Source organism: Massilia agrisoli, from assembly GCF_020831365.1.
Lineage (GTDB): Bacteria > Pseudomonadota > Gammaproteobacteria > Burkholderiales > Burkholderiaceae_D > Telluria_A > Telluria_A agrisoli.
Genome location: NZ_JAJHPV010000002.1, coordinates 1 through 16,443, shown reverse-complemented (window position 1 = coordinate 16,443; position 16,443 = coordinate 1). Strand labels below are relative to the sequence as shown.

The 16,443-nt window shown below is 62.3% G+C and carries 24 protein-coding genes and 1 tRNA gene; 6 read left to right on the top strand and 19 right to left on the bottom strand.

Features of this window, described 5'->3' with window-relative positions:
* Window positions 1-7: 7 nt before the first annotated feature.
* From rpsH to rplC, 15 genes are all read right to left on the bottom strand, one after another.
* Window positions 8-403: a 30S ribosomal protein S8 gene (gene rpsH / locus LMJ30_RS00145; protein ID WP_229430315.1), complete on the bottom strand. Its 396-nt coding sequence runs from the start codon at window positions 401-403 to the stop codon at window positions 8-10.
* 14 nt (window positions 404-417) lie between these two features.
* A complete protein-coding gene (gene rpsN, locus LMJ30_RS00140) occupies window positions 418-723 on the bottom strand; it encodes a 30S ribosomal protein S14 (RefSeq protein WP_119811783.1) in 306 nt (101 codons plus the stop codon).
* 6 nt (window positions 724-729) lie between these two features.
* Window positions 730-1,269 (bottom strand): 50S ribosomal protein L5, encoded by a 540-nt coding sequence (rplE, locus tag LMJ30_RS00135; RefSeq protein ID WP_229430314.1) that lies wholly within the window; start codon window positions 1,267-1,269, stop codon window positions 730-732.
* A gap of 2 nt (window positions 1,270-1,271) precedes the next feature.
* The gene (gene rplX / locus LMJ30_RS00130) at window positions 1,272-1,586 is read right to left on the bottom strand and encodes a 50S ribosomal protein L24 (protein ID WP_229430313.1); all 315 of its coding nucleotides are present in this window, start codon (window positions 1,584-1,586) and stop codon (window positions 1,272-1,274) included.
* 9 nt (window positions 1,587-1,595) lie between these two features.
* Window positions 1,596-1,964 carry a 50S ribosomal protein L14 gene (gene rplN, locus LMJ30_RS00125; RefSeq protein ID WP_008444317.1) on the bottom strand — a complete coding sequence of 123 codons (369 nt, stop codon included), beginning with the start codon at window positions 1,962-1,964 and terminating at the stop codon, window positions 1,596-1,598.
* Between the two features lie 270 nt (window positions 1,965-2,234).
* Window positions 2,235-2,507 (bottom strand): 30S ribosomal protein S17, encoded by a 273-nt coding sequence (gene rpsQ / locus LMJ30_RS00120; RefSeq protein WP_229430312.1) that lies wholly within the window; start codon window positions 2,505-2,507, stop codon window positions 2,235-2,237.
* Window positions 2,504-2,695: a 50S ribosomal protein L29 gene (gene rpmC / locus LMJ30_RS00115; RefSeq protein ID WP_229430311.1), complete on the bottom strand. Its 192-nt coding sequence runs from the start codon at window positions 2,693-2,695 to the stop codon at window positions 2,504-2,506. The genes rpsQ and rpmC overlap by 4 nt, the downstream gene beginning before the upstream one ends.
* Before the next feature lie 12 nt (window positions 2,696-2,707).
* Window positions 2,708-3,127, bottom strand: a complete 420-nt coding sequence (gene rplP, locus LMJ30_RS00110; RefSeq protein WP_131429171.1) for a 50S ribosomal protein L16 — start codon at window positions 3,125-3,127, stop codon at window positions 2,708-2,710.
* A 2-nt stretch (window positions 3,128-3,129) separates the two neighbouring features.
* Window positions 3,130-3,948 (bottom strand): 30S ribosomal protein S3, encoded by an 819-nt coding sequence (gene rpsC, locus LMJ30_RS00105; protein ID WP_229430310.1) that lies wholly within the window; start codon window positions 3,946-3,948, stop codon window positions 3,130-3,132.
* 9 nt (window positions 3,949-3,957) lie between these two features.
* A complete protein-coding gene (gene rplV, locus LMJ30_RS00100) occupies window positions 3,958-4,290 on the bottom strand; it encodes a 50S ribosomal protein L22 (protein WP_181002795.1) in 333 nt (110 codons plus the stop codon).
* Window positions 4,287-4,562: a 30S ribosomal protein S19 gene (gene rpsS, locus LMJ30_RS00095; RefSeq protein ID WP_119811777.1), complete on the bottom strand. Its 276-nt coding sequence runs from the start codon at window positions 4,560-4,562 to the stop codon at window positions 4,287-4,289. Before rpsS ends, rplV begins: the two co-directional genes overlap by 4 nt.
* A 10-nt stretch (window positions 4,563-4,572) precedes the next feature.
* The gene (gene rplB, locus LMJ30_RS00090) at window positions 4,573-5,400 is read right to left on the bottom strand and encodes a 50S ribosomal protein L2 (protein WP_229430309.1); all 828 of its coding nucleotides are present in this window, start codon (window positions 5,398-5,400) and stop codon (window positions 4,573-4,575) included.
* Window positions 5,400-5,717 (bottom strand): 50S ribosomal protein L23, encoded by a 318-nt coding sequence (rplW, locus tag LMJ30_RS00085; protein ID WP_131429168.1) that lies wholly within the window; start codon window positions 5,715-5,717, stop codon window positions 5,400-5,402. The genes rplB and rplW overlap by 1 nt, the downstream gene beginning before the upstream one ends.
* On the bottom strand, window positions 5,714-6,334 hold the full coding sequence (rplD, locus tag LMJ30_RS00080; RefSeq protein ID WP_131429167.1) for a 50S ribosomal protein L4: 621 nt from the start codon (window positions 6,332-6,334) through the stop codon (window positions 5,714-5,716). The genes rplW and rplD overlap by 4 nt, the downstream gene beginning before the upstream one ends.
* Before the next feature lie 3 nt (window positions 6,335-6,337).
* Window positions 6,338-6,994 (bottom strand): 50S ribosomal protein L3, encoded by a 657-nt coding sequence (gene rplC, locus LMJ30_RS00075; protein WP_229430308.1) that lies wholly within the window; start codon window positions 6,992-6,994, stop codon window positions 6,338-6,340.
* A gap of 485 nt (window positions 6,995-7,479) precedes the next feature.
* Between rplC and ggpS the strand changes: the two genes are divergently transcribed.
* From ggpS to LMJ30_RS00050, 5 genes are read left to right on the top strand one after another with little or no spacing between them, the layout of a single operon-like run.
* Window positions 7,480-9,789 (top strand): glucosylglycerol-phosphate synthase, encoded by a 2,310-nt coding sequence (ggpS, locus tag LMJ30_RS00070; protein ID WP_229430307.1) that lies wholly within the window; start codon window positions 7,480-7,482, stop codon window positions 9,787-9,789.
* The gene (locus LMJ30_RS00065; RefSeq protein WP_229430306.1) at window positions 9,786-10,655 is read left to right on the top strand and encodes a carbohydrate kinase family protein; all 870 of its coding nucleotides are present in this window, start codon (window positions 9,786-9,788) and stop codon (window positions 10,653-10,655) included. Before ggpS ends, LMJ30_RS00065 begins: the two co-directional genes overlap by 4 nt.
* Window positions 10,652-11,926: a family 4 glycosyl hydrolase gene (locus tag LMJ30_RS00060; RefSeq protein WP_229430305.1), complete on the top strand. Its 1,275-nt coding sequence runs from the start codon at window positions 10,652-10,654 to the stop codon at window positions 11,924-11,926. The genes LMJ30_RS00065 and LMJ30_RS00060 overlap by 4 nt, the downstream gene beginning before the upstream one ends.
* Complete coding sequence (locus tag LMJ30_RS00055; RefSeq protein ID WP_229430304.1) at window positions 11,923-12,756, top strand: PIG-L deacetylase family protein; 834 nt, start codon at window positions 11,923-11,925, stop codon at window positions 12,754-12,756. The genes LMJ30_RS00060 and LMJ30_RS00055 overlap by 4 nt, the downstream gene beginning before the upstream one ends.
* A gap of 4 nt (window positions 12,757-12,760) precedes the next feature.
* The gene (locus LMJ30_RS00050) at window positions 12,761-13,888 is read left to right on the top strand and encodes a mechanosensitive ion channel family protein (RefSeq protein ID WP_229430303.1); all 1,128 of its coding nucleotides are present in this window, start codon (window positions 12,761-12,763) and stop codon (window positions 13,886-13,888) included.
* A gap of 57 nt (window positions 13,889-13,945) precedes the next feature.
* Here the strand turns inward: LMJ30_RS00050 and LMJ30_RS00045 are convergent.
* Window positions 13,946-14,022 (bottom strand) — tRNA-Val (locus tag LMJ30_RS00045).
* A gap of 113 nt (window positions 14,023-14,135) precedes the next feature.
* Here LMJ30_RS00045 and LMJ30_RS00040 point away from each other — a divergent pair.
* Window positions 14,136-14,591 (top strand): DUF2214 family protein, encoded by a 456-nt coding sequence (locus LMJ30_RS00040; protein WP_229430302.1) that lies wholly within the window; start codon window positions 14,136-14,138, stop codon window positions 14,589-14,591.
* 506 nt (window positions 14,592-15,097) lie between these two features.
* On the opposite strand, the gene LMJ30_RS00035 is transcribed toward LMJ30_RS00040, so the two are convergent.
* From LMJ30_RS00035 to LMJ30_RS00025, 3 genes are all read right to left on the bottom strand, one after another.
* Window positions 15,098-15,526: a DUF2784 domain-containing protein gene (locus LMJ30_RS00035; RefSeq protein WP_229430301.1), complete on the bottom strand. Its 429-nt coding sequence runs from the start codon at window positions 15,524-15,526 to the stop codon at window positions 15,098-15,100.
* Between the two features lie 279 nt (window positions 15,527-15,805).
* Window positions 15,806-16,123, bottom strand: coding sequence for a 30S ribosomal protein S10 (rpsJ, locus tag LMJ30_RS00030; RefSeq protein ID WP_005663509.1), 318 nt, complete (start codon window positions 16,121-16,123; stop codon window positions 15,806-15,808).
* 147 nt (window positions 16,124-16,270) lie between these two features.
* On the bottom strand, window positions 16,271-16,443 hold a 173-nt coding region (locus tag LMJ30_RS00025), incomplete at its 5' end, for an EF-Tu C-terminal domain-related protein (RefSeq protein WP_458329385.1).

The window sequence follows — 16,443 nt, the reverse complement described above, 5'->3', positions numbered from 1 at the left end:
CTACTCCTTAAGCCACGTAGCAAATCACTTCGCCGCCGACACCGGTGGCGCGCGCTTTGCGGTCCGTCATGACGCCTTGCGGGGTCGACACGATCGCCACGCCCAAGCCATTCATGACGCTCGGGATTTCATCCTTGCCCTTGTAGACGCGCAGCCCTGGACGGGAAACACGCTCCAAGCGCTCGATGACCGGACGGCCTACGTAATACTTCAAACCGATTTTCAGTTCCGCTTTGCCACCTTCTTCGGTGACGGCGAAATCTTCAATGTAACCCTCGTCCTTGAGGACGTTGGCGATGGCAATTTTCACTTTCGACGATGGCATGGCCACGGTCGTCTTCTGAACAGTTTGCGCATTGCGAATGCGGGTCAGCATATCGGCGATAGGATCGCTCATACTCATTGCATATTCTCCTATTACCAGCTTGCTTTAGTCATACCCGGAATCTCGCCACGCATAGCGAATTCACGGAGCTTGATACGGGCCAGACCGAATTTACGGAACGTGCCACGTGGACGGCCGGTCACTGCGCAGCGGTTACGCTGGCGGGTCGGGGCCGAGTTGCGCGGCAGTGCCTGCAACTTCAGACGAGCTTCATAACGCTCCTCTTCCGACTTGGACTGGTCATCGATGATGGCCTTCAGAGCGGCACGCTTTGCGGCGAATTTCTCCACCAGGTCTGCACGCTTCTGTTCACGGTTAATCAGTGCGAGTTTTGCCATGATCTATTAGTTCCTGAACGGGAATTTAAAGGCGGCGAGCAGAGCTTTCGCTTCGTCGTCGGTCTTCGCGGTCGTGGTGATCGAAATGTTCAAACCACGCAGTGCGTCGATCTTGTCGTACTCGATCTCAGGGAAGATGATCTGTTCCTTGACACCGATGTTGTAGTTGCCACGACCGTCGAACGATTTGCCATTGACACCACGGAAGTCGCGCACGCGCGGCAGCGCCACGGTGATGAGACGATCCAGGAACTCGTACATGCGAGCGCCGCGCAGGGTGACCATGGTACCGATCGGGTAGCCTTCACGGATCTTGAAGCCCGCGATCGCCTTGCGTGCCTTGGTGGTCACTGGCTTCTGGCCGGCGATCTTGGTCAGGTCGCCAACAGCGTGCTCGAGAACCTTCTTGTCGGCGATCGCTTCACCCACACCCATGTTCAGGGTGATCTTGGTCAGGCGTGGCACTTCCATTGCCGATTTGTAGCCGTACTTGGCTACCAGGTCAGCAACAACCTTGTCTTTATAGATTTCTTGGAGACGGGCCATGATTAAACCTTCACTACTTCGCCGGAAGACTTATAAACGCGGACTTTTTTGCCGTCTACGTCTTTGAAGCCTACGCGGTCTGCCTTGCCAGTCGCTGCATTGAACAAGGCAACGTTGGACACGTGAATCGGCATAGTCTTATCGACGATACCACCAGTTACGCCGGTCATTGGGTTAGGCTTGGTCGCTTTTTTAGCGACGTTGACGCCTTCAACCACGACATGCTCAGCATCGATACGCTGCTGAACAACACCGCGCTTGCCCTTGTCTTTGCCGGTCAGAACGATGACTTCGTCGTTTTTACGAATCTTATCCATTACGACTCCTTACAGAACTTCAGGTGCCAGGGACACGATCTTCATGAACTTCTCAGTACGCAGTTCGCGCGTGACTGGTCCAAAAATACGGGTACCGATCGGTTCGAGCTTGGCGTTGAGCAGGACAGCAGCGTTGCCGTCGAACTTCACCAGCGAACCGTCTTGGCGGCGCACACCTTTAGCGGTACGCACAACCACGGCGTTATAAATTTCACCTTTTTTGACACGGCCGCGTGGCGCAGCAACCTTGACGGTTACCTTGATCACATCGCCAATGCCAGCATAACGGCGCTTGGAACCGCCCAATACCTTGATGCACATAACTTCTTTTGCACCAGTATTGTCGGCCACTTCGAGCCGGCTTTCAGTTTGAATCATAGTATTCTCTTTCCCAACTTAAGCCGAAGAAACCCCACAGCGTGGGCCTGCGGTCAGTCTTGGTCCCGCCAACATTGCCCTGCTGGGCGCCGCTGATTGGGTGATGGACTTTCCAGTAACGTTTCGGTTCAGGCCGCTTACACCGGGGTGACTAAAAATGCGGCAATACATGAACGAAGCCCGCTAGTATCGCAGAATACTGGCGGGCCCGCAAGAACATTCTTTAAGTTGCGCAGATGCGTCAGCACCTGCCCAACCTTCCTACAACATTTACAGTACCTGGGCGACTTGCAGAACGCGGGTAACAGTCCATGCCTTGGTCTTGCTGATCGGACGGCCTTCCTGGATTTCAACCGTGTCACCGGTCTTGGCCTGGTTGGCTTCGTCATGCGCGTGATACTTGTTCGAACGCATGATGATCTTGCCGTACAGCGGGTGCTTGACGTGACGCTCGATCATGACGGTAACCGTCTTGTCCATCTTGTCGGAAACAACCTTACCGACCAGCGTACGCTTGAGCGCTACTTTAGTGGTTTCAGTCATTTGGCTTCCTTCGAGTTCATTACCGTCTTTACACGCGCGATGTCGCGGCGCACCTTCTTGAGCTGTGCGGTGTTGCTCAGCTGTTGCGTAGCGATTTGCATGCGCATGCCGAACTGTGCCTTCAACAACTCATTCAGCTCTTTTTGCAGAGCTTCCTGGTCTTTGCCGCGGAGTTCTGTTGCTTTCATCTACAACTCCTTTTATTGGCCGACCTGGCGTACGACGAAAGTCGTGGCCAGTGGCAGTTTGGCGGCAGCCAGGCGGAATGCTTCACGCGCCAGTTCTTCTGCGACGCCGTCCATTTCGTACAGTACCTTGCCTGGCTGGATTTCAGCGACGTAGTACTCCGGGTTACCTTTACCGTTACCCATACGGACTTCGGCCGGCTTGTTCGAAATCGGCTTGTCCGGGAAGATACGGATCCAGATACGGCCGCCACGCTTGATGTGACGGGTCATTGCGCGACGAGCGGCTTCGATCTGGCGTGCCGTGATACGACCACGGGCAACCGCTTTCAGGCCGAACTCACCGAACGACACAGCGGTGCCGCGGGTGTGCGAAATGCCGGTGTTACGGCCTTTCTGCTCTTTACGATACTTTCTGCGTGCTGGTTGCAGCATGATTATTCTCCTGCTTTCTCAGCTGGTGCAGCGGCCGGCGCTACCTTGACGGCAGGACGGGCACGCACGCCAGGCGCAGCTGGGGTTTTGGCACCGGCTGGACGTGGGCGGCCAGCTGGCTTGCCATCGTCACGGCGCGGACCGCGGGTCTTCTTCTCGTCAGCCGGGGTCTCGATGACCGGGGCTTCGCCGGTGACCGAACGGTCGCCTTTGTAGACCCAGACCTTGACGCCGATGATGCCGTAGGTGGTCGACGCTTCGCTGGTACCGTAGTCGATATCGGCGCGCAGGGTGTGCAGGGGCACACGGCCTTCACGGTACCATTCGGTACGTGCGATTTCGATACCGTTCAGGCGGCCCGACGACATGATCTTGATGCCGAGGGCGCCCAGGCGCATCGCGTTCTGCATCGCGCGCTTCATTGCGCGGCGGAACATAATACGCTTTTCCAGCTGCTGCGAGATCGAATCGGCGATCAGCTGCGAGTCGATTTCCGGCTTGCGGATCTCTTCGATGTTCACGTGCACAGGCACGCCCATGATCTTGGTCAGCGACGACTTCAGTACTTCGATGTCTTCGCCTTTTTTACCAATGACCACGCCTGGGCGCGAGCTGTAGATCGTGAAGCGTGCGTTCTTTGCAGGACGCTCGATGACGATGCGGCCAACCGAAGCGTTCTTCAGTTTCTTTTTCAGGAACGCGCGTGCCTTCAGGTCTTCGTTCAGCATCGAGGCAAAGTTACCATTGCCTGCGTACCAGCGCGAAGCCCAGTTACGGGTTACTGACAGGCGGAAGCCTGTTGGATGAATCTTCTGTCCCATCGTGACCCCTTAGTTACCGACAGTCACGTAGATGTGACAGGATTGTTTCGAGATACGATCGCCCCGGCCTTTAGCGCGTGCAGTGAAGCGCTTCAGGATCGGGCCCTTTTCTACGTAGATCTGAACGACCTTCAGCTCGTCGATGTCAGCGCCATCATTGTGCTCGGCGTTCGCGATGGCGGACTCGAGTACCTTCTTGATGATCGTTGCACCTTTTTTCGGGCTGAATTGCAGGATGTTGAGTGCTGCGTCAACTTTCTTGCCACGGATCAGATCAGCAACCAGACGGCCCTTTTGGTCCGACAGGCGCACACCTTTGAGGATAGCTTTGGTTTCCATTATTTCTTCGCCTTCTTGTCAGCGGCATGGCCCTTGAACGTACGGGTCAGTGCGAATTCGCCAAGCTTGTGGCCGACCATGTTTTCGGACACATAAACAGGCACGTGCAGCTTGCCGTTATGGACCGCGATCGTCAGGCCGATGAAGTCAGGCGAGATCGTCGAGCGGCGCGACCAGGTTTTGACTGGCTTTTTGTCTTTGTTCGCTTGCGCGGCTTCGACTTTTTTCACCAGGTGGGCATCGATAAACGGCCCTTTTTTCAATGAACGTGTCATTTCTTATCCCTTATTTCTTGCCGCGGCGCGAAACGATCATCGAAGAAGTGCGCTTGTTCGAACGCGTCTTCTTACCCTTCGTCTGCTGGCCCCAAGGCGACACTGGATGACGACCAGCTGCGGTTTTACCTTCACCACCACCGTGCGGGTGATCGACCGGGTTCATGACCACACCGCGAACGGTAGGACGAACACCGCGCCAGCGCATCGCACCAGCTTTACCGATCTTGCGCAGGCTGTGCTCGGCGTTACCCACTTCGCCTACCGTTGCACGGCATTCGATGTGGACGCGGCGAACTTCGCCCGAGCGCAGGCGGACCTGGGCGTAGGTGCCTTCACGTGCCATTAGCACGACGCCGGCGCCGGCGGTACGGGCCATCTGGGCACCCTTACCTGGCAGCATTTCGACGCAATGCATCACGGTACCAACCGGGATGTTACGGATTGGCAGGCAGTTGCCCGACTTGATAGGCGCTTCCGAGCCGTTCATCACTGCGTCGCCAACGGCCATGCCCTTGGTCGCGATGATGTACTGGCGCTCACCGTCTGCGTAGCACAGCAGGGCGATGTTCGCGGTACGGTTCGGATCGTATTCAATACGCTCGACCTTTGCCGGAATACCATCCTTCTGACGCTTGAAGTCGATCAGGCGATAGTGCTGCTTGTGACCGCCGCCGATGTGGCGGGTGGTGATGTGACCGTTGTTGTTACGGCCAGCGGTCTTCGATTTCTTTTCAACCAGGGCAGCGAACGGACGGCCTTTGTACAGGTCCGGGTTCACCACCTTTACCATGCCGCGACGGCCTGGCGAGGTTGGCTTCATCTTTACGAGTGCCATTATTTAGCCTCCTCGACAAAATTGATTTCCTGGCCAGGCTTCAGGCACACGAAAGCACGCTTGGTATGGTTGCGGCGGCCATTGAAACGGCCCGAACGCTTTTGCTTACCTTCGCGATTAACTGTCTGCACCGACAGGACTTCAACCTTGAACAACAGTTCAACGGCTGCCTTGATCTCAGGCTTGGTCGCATCCGGCAGTACGCGGAACACGATCTGCTCGTTCTTTTCCGCGACCATGGTGGCCTTCTCGGAAATGACCGGAGCCTGGAGCACCTTCATCAGGCGCTCTTCGCTGAATTTCATTACGCCGCTCATGCGAACATCTCCTCAAGCTTGGCCAGCGCTGCTTTGGTGACCAGAACTTTTTTGTAGAACACCAGCGACATCGGGTCAGCGTGACGTGGCTCGACAACCAGCACGTTCGGCAGGTTGCGCGATGCCAGCAGCAGGTTTTCCTCGAGCGTGTCGGTGATCACCAGAACCGATTCCAGGCCCATCGACTGCAGTTTTTGCGACAGCAGCTTGGTCTTTGGAGCTTCGATGCTCAGGTTTTCGATGACGCTCAGGCGACCTTCACGGGCCAGCTGGGACAGGATCGAGCAGATACCTGCGCGATACATCTTCTTGTTGACTTTGTGGCTGAAGTTCTCGTCAGGCGAGTTCGGGAAGATACGGCCACCACCGCGCCACAGAGGCGACGACGACATACCAGCACGGGCGCGGCCGGTGCCTTTCTGGCGCCAAGGCTTCTTGGTCGTGTGGTGAACTTCTTCACGATCCTTCTGCTTGCGGTTACCGCTACGTGCGTTAGCAGCGTAAGCAACCACGATCTGGTGGATCAGGGCTTCATTGTATTCACGGCCGAAAACGGTGTCGGCTGCGGCCACGTTGGAGCCTTCTTTGCCTTGCTCATTCAGAAGCTTGAGTTCCATCGTTTAAGCTCCCTTCTGTGCTTTAACTTTGACAGCAGGCGAAACGACTACCTGGCCATTTTTCGCACCTGGTACGGCGCCTTTGACCAGCAGCAGCTGGCGGTCGGCATCGATACGGGCGATTTCGAGGTTCTGGGTGGTAACAGTAACGTCACCCATGTGGCCGGTCATGCGCTTGCCTGGGAAAACGCGACCTGGATCCTGCGCCATACCGATCGAACCCGGAACGTTGTGCGAACGCGAGTTACCGTGGGTTTGACGGCCGGATGCGAAGTTGTGACGCTTGATGGTACCGGCGTAGCCCTTACCGATCGAGGTGCCTTGCACGTCGATTTTCTGGCCAACTTCGAACAGGGAAGCTGCGACGACGTCGCCAGTCTTCATTTCAGCGGCTTTAGCGGCATCAACGCGGAATTCCTTCAGCATCGTACCGGCTTCAACGCCAGCTTTAGCATGGTGACCTGCAACAGCCTTGTTCACGCGGGAAGCGCGACGTTGACCGAATGCAACCTGAACAGCGGAGTAACCGTCCGTTTCAGGAGTTTTGATTTGCGCAACACGGTTGTTCGACACGTCGAGCACGGTAACTGGGATCGAGTCCCCGTCATCCGTGAAGATGCGCATCATGCCAACCTTGCGACCGAGAAGGCCTAGGCTCATTTTTTCTCCATTCCCACCTGCGATTGGGCGGGGCTGATGTTTAACTACCAAGTAAAAGCATGGATTCGAAAAAGATGAATCCATACCGAAGCCGGCTAGTATAACGCGAAGAAGGGGTTGACGCAACGAGAATGTTTGGGGTATGTCGGGTTTTGGCGAACGCGTTCTGCCTCCCTGCCTGCCCGCAAATCGGGCAACCGCAGAGATCCAAGGTTGCCCCGGGCCGCCATGGATGTTAGACTGCTACTGCTTCATGAGGGTTAAGCGCCGTTCCATCGTAACACTCAAGCACCATCCATCCAGGCGTGCCATTTGTATGGCCGCAGTTGCCCTCCCCGCCGGTAAATCCGCAGCGCGCCTTCGCGCGCAGCCGCGCTTTTGCCATTCCAGGTACGAACCGGTCGCCATGACCGCGTTGTTGCATCGTACCCCGACCCGGCCCGCTTGCGCCCATCGCAGCGGGCGCATCGACAAGAAAGAATGCCATGACCGCACTCATGCCCGCCCGCCCGCCCCACCTCTCCGGCGCCTCCAATCTCCTGCTCGCCACTGACCTCGACGGCACCCTGCTGGCCGGCACCAGCGAAGCCAGGCGCCGCGTGCGCGAGCTGTTCAGCGGCGCCCTGCCCGGCGCCAGGCTGGTCTTCATCACCGGGCGCGGGCTCGAGTCCATCATTCCGCTGCTGAGCGACCCGACCATCCCCGCGCCCGACTACATCATCGCCGACGTCGGCGCCACCATCGTCCACGGCGACCTGCGCCCGGTCGGCCCGCTGCACCACGAGCAGGCCGCCAACTGGCCCGGCAGCCAGGCCGTGCTGCGCGCGCTGTCCGGCTTCCCGCAGCTGCAGCGCCAGACCGTGCCGCAGGAGCGGCGCTGCTCGTTCTTCCTGGCCGAAGGCGGCATCAGCGACGCGCTGCGCGCGGCGGTCGAGGCGCTCGACTGCGACCTGCTGTTCTCGGCCGGCCGCTACCTCGACGTGCTGCCGCGCGGCGTCAGCAAGGGCAGCGCGCTGCGCCGCCTGGTCGCCGCCGAAGGGCTGGGCGAGGCCAAGGTGGTGGTGGCCGGCGACACCCTGAACGACCTGTCGATGTTCGAAGCCGGCTATCCCGGCATCGTGGTGGGCGGCGCCGAGCCGGCGCTGGTCGAATGCGTGCGCAAGCTGCCCGGCGTATTCATGGCGCGCGCCGAAGGCTGCGGCGGCATCCTCGAAGGGCTGGCCCACCACGGCACCCTGGTCGAGCCGAGCGACGCGGCCCAGCAGCAGTCGGACCGCCGCGGCGATGCCGACCTGGTGATGGTCTACCACCGGCTGCCCTTCGACGAGGTGGTCGAAGACGGCGTGATGACGCAGCGGCGCCCGAAAAGCCCGAACGGCATCATCCCGACCCTGCTGTCGTTCTTCGGCGGCGGCCAGACCGGGTCATGGGTGGCCTGGTCGCAGCAGGACTCGCGCGAGCCGGACGACTTCGAAAGCCATGTCACGGTCGACGCCGAACGCTACCCGCGCCTGAAGGCCGCGCGCATCCCCTTGACTGCCGAAGATGTCGACCTGTTCTACAAGAAGTTCTCGAAAGAGGCGTTCTGGCCGATCATTTTCTCCTTCCCCGACAAGGCCGAGTTCCACCAGGCCCACTGGGAGTGCTTCCTCGAAGTAAACCGCCTGTTCGCCGAGCAGACCGCGCGCGAGGCGGCCGAAGGCGCGGTGGCCTGGATCCACGACTACAACCTGTGGATGGTGCCGGCCTTCCTGCGCGCGCTGCGCCCGGACCTGAAAATCGCCTTCTTCCACCACACCGCCTTCCCGTCCAGCGACGTGTTCAACATCCTGCCGTGGCGGCGCGACATCATCGGCAGCCTGCTGCAATGCGATTACGTGGGCTTCCACATCCCACGCTATGTCGAGAACTTCGTCGACGCGGTGCGCTCGTTCGCGCCGGTCGAGCTGCTCGGCACGGTGCCATGCGCGCCGCGCTACCTGACCTACGGCTGCGCGCTCGGCGTCGACACGATGACTTCGGCGATCGAAGTGGGCGGGCGCACGGTGGCGCTGGGGGCGCACCCGGTCGGCACCGACGTCGGCCTGATCGGGCGCCTGGCCGGCAGCCAGCCGGTGCAGGACAACATCGGCGCGATCGACGCCTACCTGAACGGCGTGACCGGGATCGTCTCGATCGAACGGCTCGACTATGTCAAGGGATCGCTGGAAAAACTGCAGGCCTTCGAGCGCCTGCTGGAACAGCACCCGGAAATGCTCGGCAAGGTCACCCTGCTCAACATCATCACGCCGGCCGCACCCGGCATGGAAATCTACGAAAGCCTGCGCGTCGAAGTCGACCGCGTGGTCGGACGCATCAACGGCCGCTTCTCGACCCTGAACTGGGTACCGGTGCGCTACTTCTACCGTTCGCTGCCGTTCGAGGAAGTGGTGGCCCACTATGCGGCCTGCGGCGTGGCCTGGATCACGCCGCTGCGCGACGGCCTCAACCTGGTGGCCAAGGAATACATCGCCACCCGCAAGGCGGTCGGCAAGCCAGGGGTCTTGATCATGTCGGAGTTCGCCGGCGCCGCGGTCGAGCTGCACGGCGCGCTGCTGACCAACCCGTACGACGCCAACGCCATGACCGCAACGCTGTACCAGGCGCTGACGATGGGCCATGACGAAGCGGTCTACCGCACCGGGCGCCTGGCCGCCATCGTCAGCGAGCACGACATCAAGCGCTGGGGCGACGACTTCCTCGGCGCGGTGGCGCGCCACACGGCGGCCGAAGCGGTGGTCAAGGAAGCGGCATGACCTCACTGGTGGTGGCCGGCCTGGCCTACCTCGAAGTGTATGTGCCGCCCCACGATGCGGCGCCGCCGGGCCAGGAGCGCTTTGTCGACGGCATCGCGCTTGGGCTGGGCGGCGCCCTGAACACCGCCAGCGTGGCCGCGGGGCTAGGCCTGCCCGTCACCTTGTGCGCGCCGGCCGGCAACGGCATCGCCGACCTTGCGCTGGCGGCGCAGGCTGCGCGCCTGGGCGTCACGCTGGCGCCGCTGCCGGCGCGCGACGACCCGGCGATCTCGCTGGTGTTCGCCGACGCGCACGATCGCAGTTTTGTCAGCTCGGCCGACTTTGCGGCGCTGGAACAGGCCGGACAGCTGCCGGCGGCGGGGTGGATCTTCGTGCCCGGGCTGGAAGAAGCGGCCAGGCTGGCGGCGCCACTGGCGCGCGCGCGCCGCGACGGAGCGAAGGTGGCGGTCAGCGCCAGCTGGAACGAAGACCGGCTGGCGCAGCTTGCAGCGCTGCGCGGCGCGCCGTGGGACCTGCTGGTACTGAACGAAAAGGAAGCGATGGCTGCTTGCGGCGACATCGCCGCCGCACCGCAGCTGCTGGCCGGCGCGGCCGGCGCGGTGATCGTCACGCTGGGGCCCCGCGGCGCCAGTGGCACGCTGGACGGCAGCAGTGTCAGCGTGCCGGCCGTGCCCGCCGCCGTGGTCGACACCACCGGCGCCGGCGACGCCTTCTGCGGCGGCCTGCTGGCTGGCCTGGTGCGCGGCCTGGCGCCGGCCGCGGCGCTGCAGCTGGCGGCGCGCGCCGCCGCCATCATCCTCGAACAACGCGGGGGCATGCTGGCCGCCCCCGACCGCATGGCCGCACTGGCCAGGGAGATCGCATGACCATATTGACCGTACTGGGTGGCGGCAGCGCCTACACCCCCGGCCTGCTCAAGGCCCTGATCGCGCACGCCGCCGAACTGCGGCTCGACACGGTGCGCCTGTACGACACCGACGCCACCCGGCTGGCCATCGTGGGACGCCTGGGCAAGGCAATGGCGCGCGCGGCCGGCGCCTTCCGCGTCGAGACCGCCGCCACGCTGGAGGACGCGGTGCGCGGCGCGGCGATGGTACTCAATTCGACCCGCCCGGGTGGCCTGGCGGCGCGCCGCATCGACGAAACCCTGCCGCTGGAATTCGCTATTCCCGGCCAGGAGACGGTCGGCCCCGGCGGCTTTTTCTACGCCCTGCGTTCGGTGCCGGAGGCGCTGCGCGTGGCCGACGCCATGGACAAGCTGGCGCCCGGCGCGGTGCTGCTCAACTACACCAATCCCAGCAACATCGTGACCCAGGCGCTGGCCGACCAGGGCGCGGTGCAGGTGATCGGCATGTGCGACCAGTCGGACGAGGACCTCGAATCGCTGGGCCACGCGCTGGGCCGCGCGGGCCATCCTTGGTTTCGCTGCAACGGCCTGAATCACGCCACCTGGTTCAGCGACATCCGCATCGGCGGCGAACCGCTGGGACCATTGCCGGCCGCGCTGGCGGCGCCGGCCAGCTACGACGAAGAACACCAGCTGCGCTTTGCCTACTCGCTGGAGCTGGCGCGCGCCCATCCGGGCTACTGGCCCAACTCCTACCTGCCCTACTACCTGTACCCGGCCGCGTTTGTCGAACAGGCGCGCCGCGTGGGCCCGCGCAGCGACGTGGTGGCCGCGTCGCTGCCGCGCTACTACGACCACTTCGAAGAACAGGCGCTGCTGGACGAGCCGCAGCTGCGCATCTACCGCGGCTCGGCCGGTTTCGGCGACATGGCGGTCAACGTCATCCGCGCGCTGCTGTCGGACACGCCGCGCGAGCTGGTGCTGAACCTGCCCAACCGCGGATCGACCGCGGCCTTCGACAGCGACTGCGTGGTCGAGACGCGTGCGCGGGTTAGCCGCCACTGCATCGAGCGCATTCCCGCGCCGCCGCTGCCGGCCAGTTTCGAGTCCCTGGCCGCGGCGCTGGAACGCTACCAGCGCCTGGCCGCGCAGGCGGCGGCCGGCGGCAGCGAGGCGCAGCGCATCGCGGCGCTGGCGGCCAACCCGCTGGTCGGCGATGCCGCGCTGGCCGCGCGCATGCTGGCGCGCGCGCGCCAGGCCTACGGCGAGCTGGTCGGGTGGGAATCATGATGAACCGCGCCCTGCTCGACGGGCTCGATTTCGACGCCTACGAACGGGTGGTGATCCTGTCGCCGCACCTCGACGACGCCGCGCTCAGCTGCGGCGGCCTGCTGCACGCGCTGCAAGGTGTCTCGACCCTGGTGGTGACGCTGTGCAGCGGCAACCCGCCGGCGCTGGTGGGCGCCGACGGCAGCATCAAGGCGCCATCACGGCGCGGCCACGTCAGCCCGCGCATCCGGCGCCGCGAAGACATCGCGGCGATGCGCTCGATCCGCGCCGAATTCGTGCACCTGAGTTTTCCCGACGCGATCTACCGGCGCAGCCAGGCCGGCAAGCTGATCTACCGTAACGAGCGCGAACGCTGGGTCGCGCCGCGCGCCGACGACACGATCTATATCGAAGAACTGCACCAGTTGCTGCGCCGCATCTGCCTCGACCTGGGCAGCATTTTGCTGGTCAGCCCGATGGGCATTGGCGACCACGTCGACCACCAGATCACCGCGCGCGTCGCGTTGCGCCTGGCCGCTGCCGGGGCCAGCCTGCTGTTCTACGAGGACTTCCCGTACGTGGCCGACCCGGCCAGCGGGCGCGGCGATGCCGACGGGCCGGCCCAGGCGCTGGCGCGCTTGCGGCTGGCGCCGGCCGAGCGCTTCATCGTGCCGGTCGACGTCGAAGGCAAGATGCGCCTGCTCGGCCATTACGCCTCGCAGGTGCCGGTACTGTTTGGCAGCGACGACGGCATGCGCGAGGACATCGTCAGCCACCAGCACGACGGCCGCCCGTGCGAGTTCTACTGGCGCGCCCGCGTGCCTGATGAATCCAACAAGACAAAAGGATAAGCAAATGAATTACACATTCCTCGGCAACACGACCCTTGCATGGTTGACGGCTGCCGGCGTCGCGCTGGCCGTCATGATCGCGCTGTACGGCGCCAAGGGGCTGCTGGTGCGGCGGCTCGGCGCCATCGCCGAGCGCACCAATACGCGCTACGACGACATCGTGGTGGCGGCGCTGGCGTCGACCCGCATGCCGATCATGCTGGTCATCGGCCTGTACGCTGGCTCGACCATGCTGGAACTGGGCGACAAGGCGGCATTGTTCCTGAGCCGCGTTGCCATGGGCGCGGCGCTGGTGCAAGCGGCAATCTGGGCCGACAGCGCGGTGCGCGCCTGGCTGGCCCAGTACCGCGCCAGCCCGCAGGTCGATCCGGGCCGCGCCACCTCCACTGCAGCACTGGGATTCATCGTGCGGGTGGTGGTCTGGGCCGTGTTCCTGCTGATGATCCTGGATAACCTGGGCTTTAACATCACCACCCTCGTCGCCAGCCTCGGCATCGGCGGCATCGCGGTGGCGCTGGCGGTGCAGAACATCCTGGGCGACCTGTTCGCCTCGCTGTCCATCGTGCTCGACAAGCCTTTCGTGATCGGCGACTTCATCGTGGTGGGCGACGCCCTTGGCACGGTTGAATATGTCGGCCTCAAGACGACGCGGGTGCGCAGCCTGTCTGGCGAGCAAATCATCTTCTCGAATGGCGACCTGCTCAACAGCCGGATCCGCAACCTGCGGCGCATGCAAACCCGCCGCGTCGTCTTTTCGCTCGGCGTGACGTATGGCACCAGCGAGGAGCTTCTGCGCACCCTGCCAGGCGAGATCGCCCAGATCATCAAGGCGCAGGAAGGCGTCACCTTCGACCGCGCCCATTTCAAGGCCTTCGGCGCATCGTCGCTCGATATCGAGGTGGTGTATATCGTCAACAGTTCGGACTACGCGGTGTACATGGACGTGCAGCAGGAAATCTACCTGCAGATCTACCGCCGCTTCGGCGAACTGGGGGCTGAGTTTGCCTTCCCGACCCAGACCCTGCATGTGGTGGCGAGCGGCCAGGAAACCGCGGACGCGGAGGCCACGGCAGCAATCGTGCGGCCGGCGGAGCCATTGCGCGCGCGCCTGGCAGGATCGGCCAGCAACTGAGCGGGCGGGAAGACGAGGGTGGGTACAACGATGCCAGGCTTGCGCCTGAAGGGAAACTGGTGGGCGGTGCAGAATTCGAATCTGCGACCCCTTGGATGTCGACCAAGTATTCTAACCAGCTGAACTAACCGCCCGGGGAGGCGAATTATAGCCGCCTCCTTGCGTAACAGGCAAGGGCGAACTCAGCCGTGTGCGCGCTTGCGCCGTGGGTTAGTATTGGCAGGTTATCTACTTTGCCGGAACGACCATGCAACATGACGCCCTGCTCGCCTATTTTCACTTCGCCGCCATGATCGGGATGGGGGCCACGCTGGCCGCCGGGTTTGCGGCGCTCGCGCACCGCGATGCTGCAACCGACCTGCGACGGCTCAAGCGTCTCGACGGCATGTACGGCCTGTTTGCCCTGCTGACGTTGGCGAGCGGCGTCGCGCGCCTGCTGTTTGGCGCGAAAGGCAGCGCGTTCTATTTGAGCAATCCCGTCTTCCACACCAAGATCAGCCTGTTTGTACTTGCCGGGCTGCTGTCGATCTACCCGACCGTTCAGTATTTCAAGTGGGCAGATGCGGTGAATGCCGACTCCCGCTTCCGTCCGCCTGCCGACCATGTCGCCCGAGTGCGCAAGCTGATCGTCATTCAGTTGGTTTTGCTGGCGGCGATTCCGTTCGCTGCGAGTTTGATGGCGCGAGGTATTGGAGCGGGTTAAATATCTTCGGGTCGGAGCCCGGTGTGCTTAGCCATCCGAGACAAGGCGGCCGGCCCTAGCTCTTCACCGTCGTGGTATGCAAACACATAGTCGGCCCAGTCGGCGCGCGCAAGCGTGCGGTGCGAGCCGCTCAGGCGCTTGAGTGTCCTTCCAATTCGTATGAGTGCCGCAAATACGCGGCGGGCCTTGCAGGAAGGCCAGCGGCTCATGCGGCCGCTGGCAACGAAATGCCGATGCTCGCGGGCCCAGCCTCTCCGTTCTCCAGCCTTTCGGCGAGGACGCGGAGCGCTAGAACCTGTGCTCTGACCGTCGCCTCGTCCGCCGTGGCACCATACACGATTACCCCTGGCAGCTCGGGAACCTCGGCCAGCCACCGGCCGTCGATCTCGCGTTCGCATTCTACGGTTAGCTTCATGGACGCCGCCCCTTTTTTTCGTTGACCGCTGGATTGCGGTCTGTGATCCGGTGGTTAGGATCAGCAACCGCGACATGGAGCAATGCCGCGCTCATGCCTCATGCACAGGACGGGGGCGGTCCGGGCGAACTCGTAACCAGGTCCAGGCGACAAGCAGTCCAAACGCCGTGTAGACGGTCGCGAACACCCACGGCGCAGCTTCGAAAAATATGAGCCGGCTGAGCCAGTAGGCGATGAAGTCATCCGTGTATGTCACCTGCCCCGCACGGATGCGCAGCGACTGCTCGAGCGTGGTCAGGCCGCATTCCATGCCGAACCAGGTCGTGACGACCACATAGCCGATCGCGGCGAGGTGGAGGACGCGGAAGCGCAGGTTGCGCACCCAACTCCAGTTGAAGTGGGCGCCCGCGAGGATGAGCGCCAATCCGCCGACGATGAACAGCACCACGCCGACGTGGATGATCAGGACGGCGTCGGCCAGGGCGCGGTAGACGTTCGGGGACTGGAATAATTGGGACATTGCCGATCCAATTTAAAGCGTATCGGATCTCATTATAGGAACAAGGCGCGCAATGCCGGCGCTAGCGCGATGCACGCGGAGGCGGGCTGCGCCCTTGTCCGCCATACAGTACGTGGATGCTCTTGCGCGTAGGGCGGATAAGCGCAGCGCATCCGCCGTTTTGACAGCCGAAAAAGGCTCCGGAAAAGCATCGGGGCCGGGTTCATCCGCTGCAAAGCGGACTCCCCCGGCCCCGATTCAGCCAGCGGGGTCAACCCCGCCGGCATCAACTGGAAAAAATTATTGCAGTTTGATTTCTACGTCTACACCTGCTGGCAGGTCCAGCTTCATCAGCGCGTCAACGGTCTTGTCCGTTGGGTCGACGATGTCCATCAGACGCTGGTGCGTACGGATTTCGAACTGGTCGCGCGAGGTCTTGTTGACGTGCGGCGAACGCAGGACGTCAAAACGCTGGATGCGGGTTGGCAGTGGGACTGGACCCTTGACAACGGCGCCGGTGCGCTTCGCGGTGTCAACGATTTCCAGTGCGGACTGGTCGATCAGCTTGTAATCGAACGCTTTCAGGCGAATACGGATTTTCTGGTTTGGTGCGGACATGTTATTTCCTTAAAGAGCGAACCGCGCTGATTGCACGGCAATATATGGGAGCGACATTCTACTACGAAAACACAGGGAGGAGCTGGTGACAGCGCCTCCCTGTTGCAATCTTGAGCCAGGGGAGGAAACCCTCCCCTGCCGGGGCAATTACTTGCCTTCGCTCAGGATCTTGGCAACAACGCCTGCACCAACGGTACGGCCGCCTTCGCGGATTGCGAAACGCAGGCCTTCTTCCATCGCGATCGGGTTGATCAGCTTGACGGTGATCGACACGTTATCGCCTGGCATAACCATTTCCTTGTCCGCTGGCAGCTCGATCG

Bases quoted from the DNA above. Each gene is read 5' to 3' on its own strand.
- rplC (WP_229430308.1), bottom strand. From the start codon at position 6,994: ATGAGCCTAGGCCTTCTCGGTCGCAAGGTTGGCATGATGCGCATCTTC.
- rplD (WP_131429167.1), bottom strand. From the start codon at position 6,334: ATGGAACTCAAGCTTCTGAATGAGCAAGGCAAAGAAGGCTCCAACGTG.
- rplN (WP_008444317.1), bottom strand. From the start codon at position 1,964: ATGATTCAAACTGAAAGCCGGCTCGAAGTGGCCGACAATACTGGTGCA.
- LMJ30_RS00065 (WP_229430306.1), top strand. From the start codon at position 9,786: ATGACCTCACTGGTGGTGGCCGGCCTGGCCTACCTCGAAGTGTATGTG.
- rpmC (WP_229430311.1), bottom strand. From the start codon at position 2,695: ATGAAAGCAACAGAACTCCGCGGCAAAGACCAGGAAGCTCTGCAAAAA.
- rpsJ (WP_005663509.1), bottom strand. From the start codon at position 16,123: ATGTCCGCACCAAACCAGAAAATCCGTATTCGCCTGAAAGCGTTCGAT.
- LMJ30_RS00060 (WP_229430305.1), top strand. From the start codon at position 10,652: ATGACCATATTGACCGTACTGGGTGGCGGCAGCGCCTACACCCCCGGC.
- LMJ30_RS00050 (WP_229430303.1), top strand. From the start codon at position 12,761: ATGAATTACACATTCCTCGGCAACACGACCCTTGCATGGTTGACGGCT.
- rplP (WP_131429171.1), bottom strand. From the start codon at position 3,127: ATGCTGCAACCAGCACGCAGAAAGTATCGTAAAGAGCAGAAAGGCCGT.
- rplE (WP_229430314.1), bottom strand. From the start codon at position 1,269: ATGGCCCGTCTCCAAGAAATCTATAAAGACAAGGTTGTTGCTGACCTG.
- rplW (WP_131429168.1), bottom strand. From the start codon at position 5,717: ATGAGCGGCGTAATGAAATTCAGCGAAGAGCGCCTGATGAAGGTGCTC.
- rplX (WP_229430313.1), bottom strand. From the start codon at position 1,586: ATGGATAAGATTCGTAAAAACGACGAAGTCATCGTTCTGACCGGCAAA.
- rpsC (WP_229430310.1), bottom strand. From the start codon at position 3,948: ATGGGACAGAAGATTCATCCAACAGGCTTCCGCCTGTCAGTAACCCGT.
- LMJ30_RS00055 (WP_229430304.1), top strand. From the start codon at position 11,923: ATGATGAACCGCGCCCTGCTCGACGGGCTCGATTTCGACGCCTACGAA.
- rplB (WP_229430309.1), bottom strand. From the start codon at position 5,400: ATGGCACTCGTAAAGATGAAGCCAACCTCGCCAGGCCGTCGCGGCATG.
- rpsN (WP_119811783.1), bottom strand. From the start codon at position 723: ATGGCAAAACTCGCACTGATTAACCGTGAACAGAAGCGTGCAGACCTG.
- LMJ30_RS00040 (WP_229430302.1), top strand. From the start codon at position 14,136: ATGCAACATGACGCCCTGCTCGCCTATTTTCACTTCGCCGCCATGATC.
- ggpS (WP_229430307.1), top strand. From the start codon at position 7,480: ATGACCGCACTCATGCCCGCCCGCCCGCCCCACCTCTCCGGCGCCTCC.
- rpsQ (WP_229430312.1), bottom strand. From the start codon at position 2,507: ATGACTGAAACCACTAAAGTAGCGCTCAAGCGTACGCTGGTCGGTAAG.
- LMJ30_RS00035 (WP_229430301.1), bottom strand. From the start codon at position 15,526: ATGTCCCAATTATTCCAGTCCCCGAACGTCTACCGCGCCCTGGCCGAC.
- rpsS (WP_119811777.1), bottom strand. From the start codon at position 4,562: ATGACACGTTCATTGAAAAAAGGGCCGTTTATCGATGCCCACCTGGTG.
- rpsH (WP_229430315.1), bottom strand. From the start codon at position 403: ATGAGTATGAGCGATCCTATCGCCGATATGCTGACCCGCATTCGCAAT.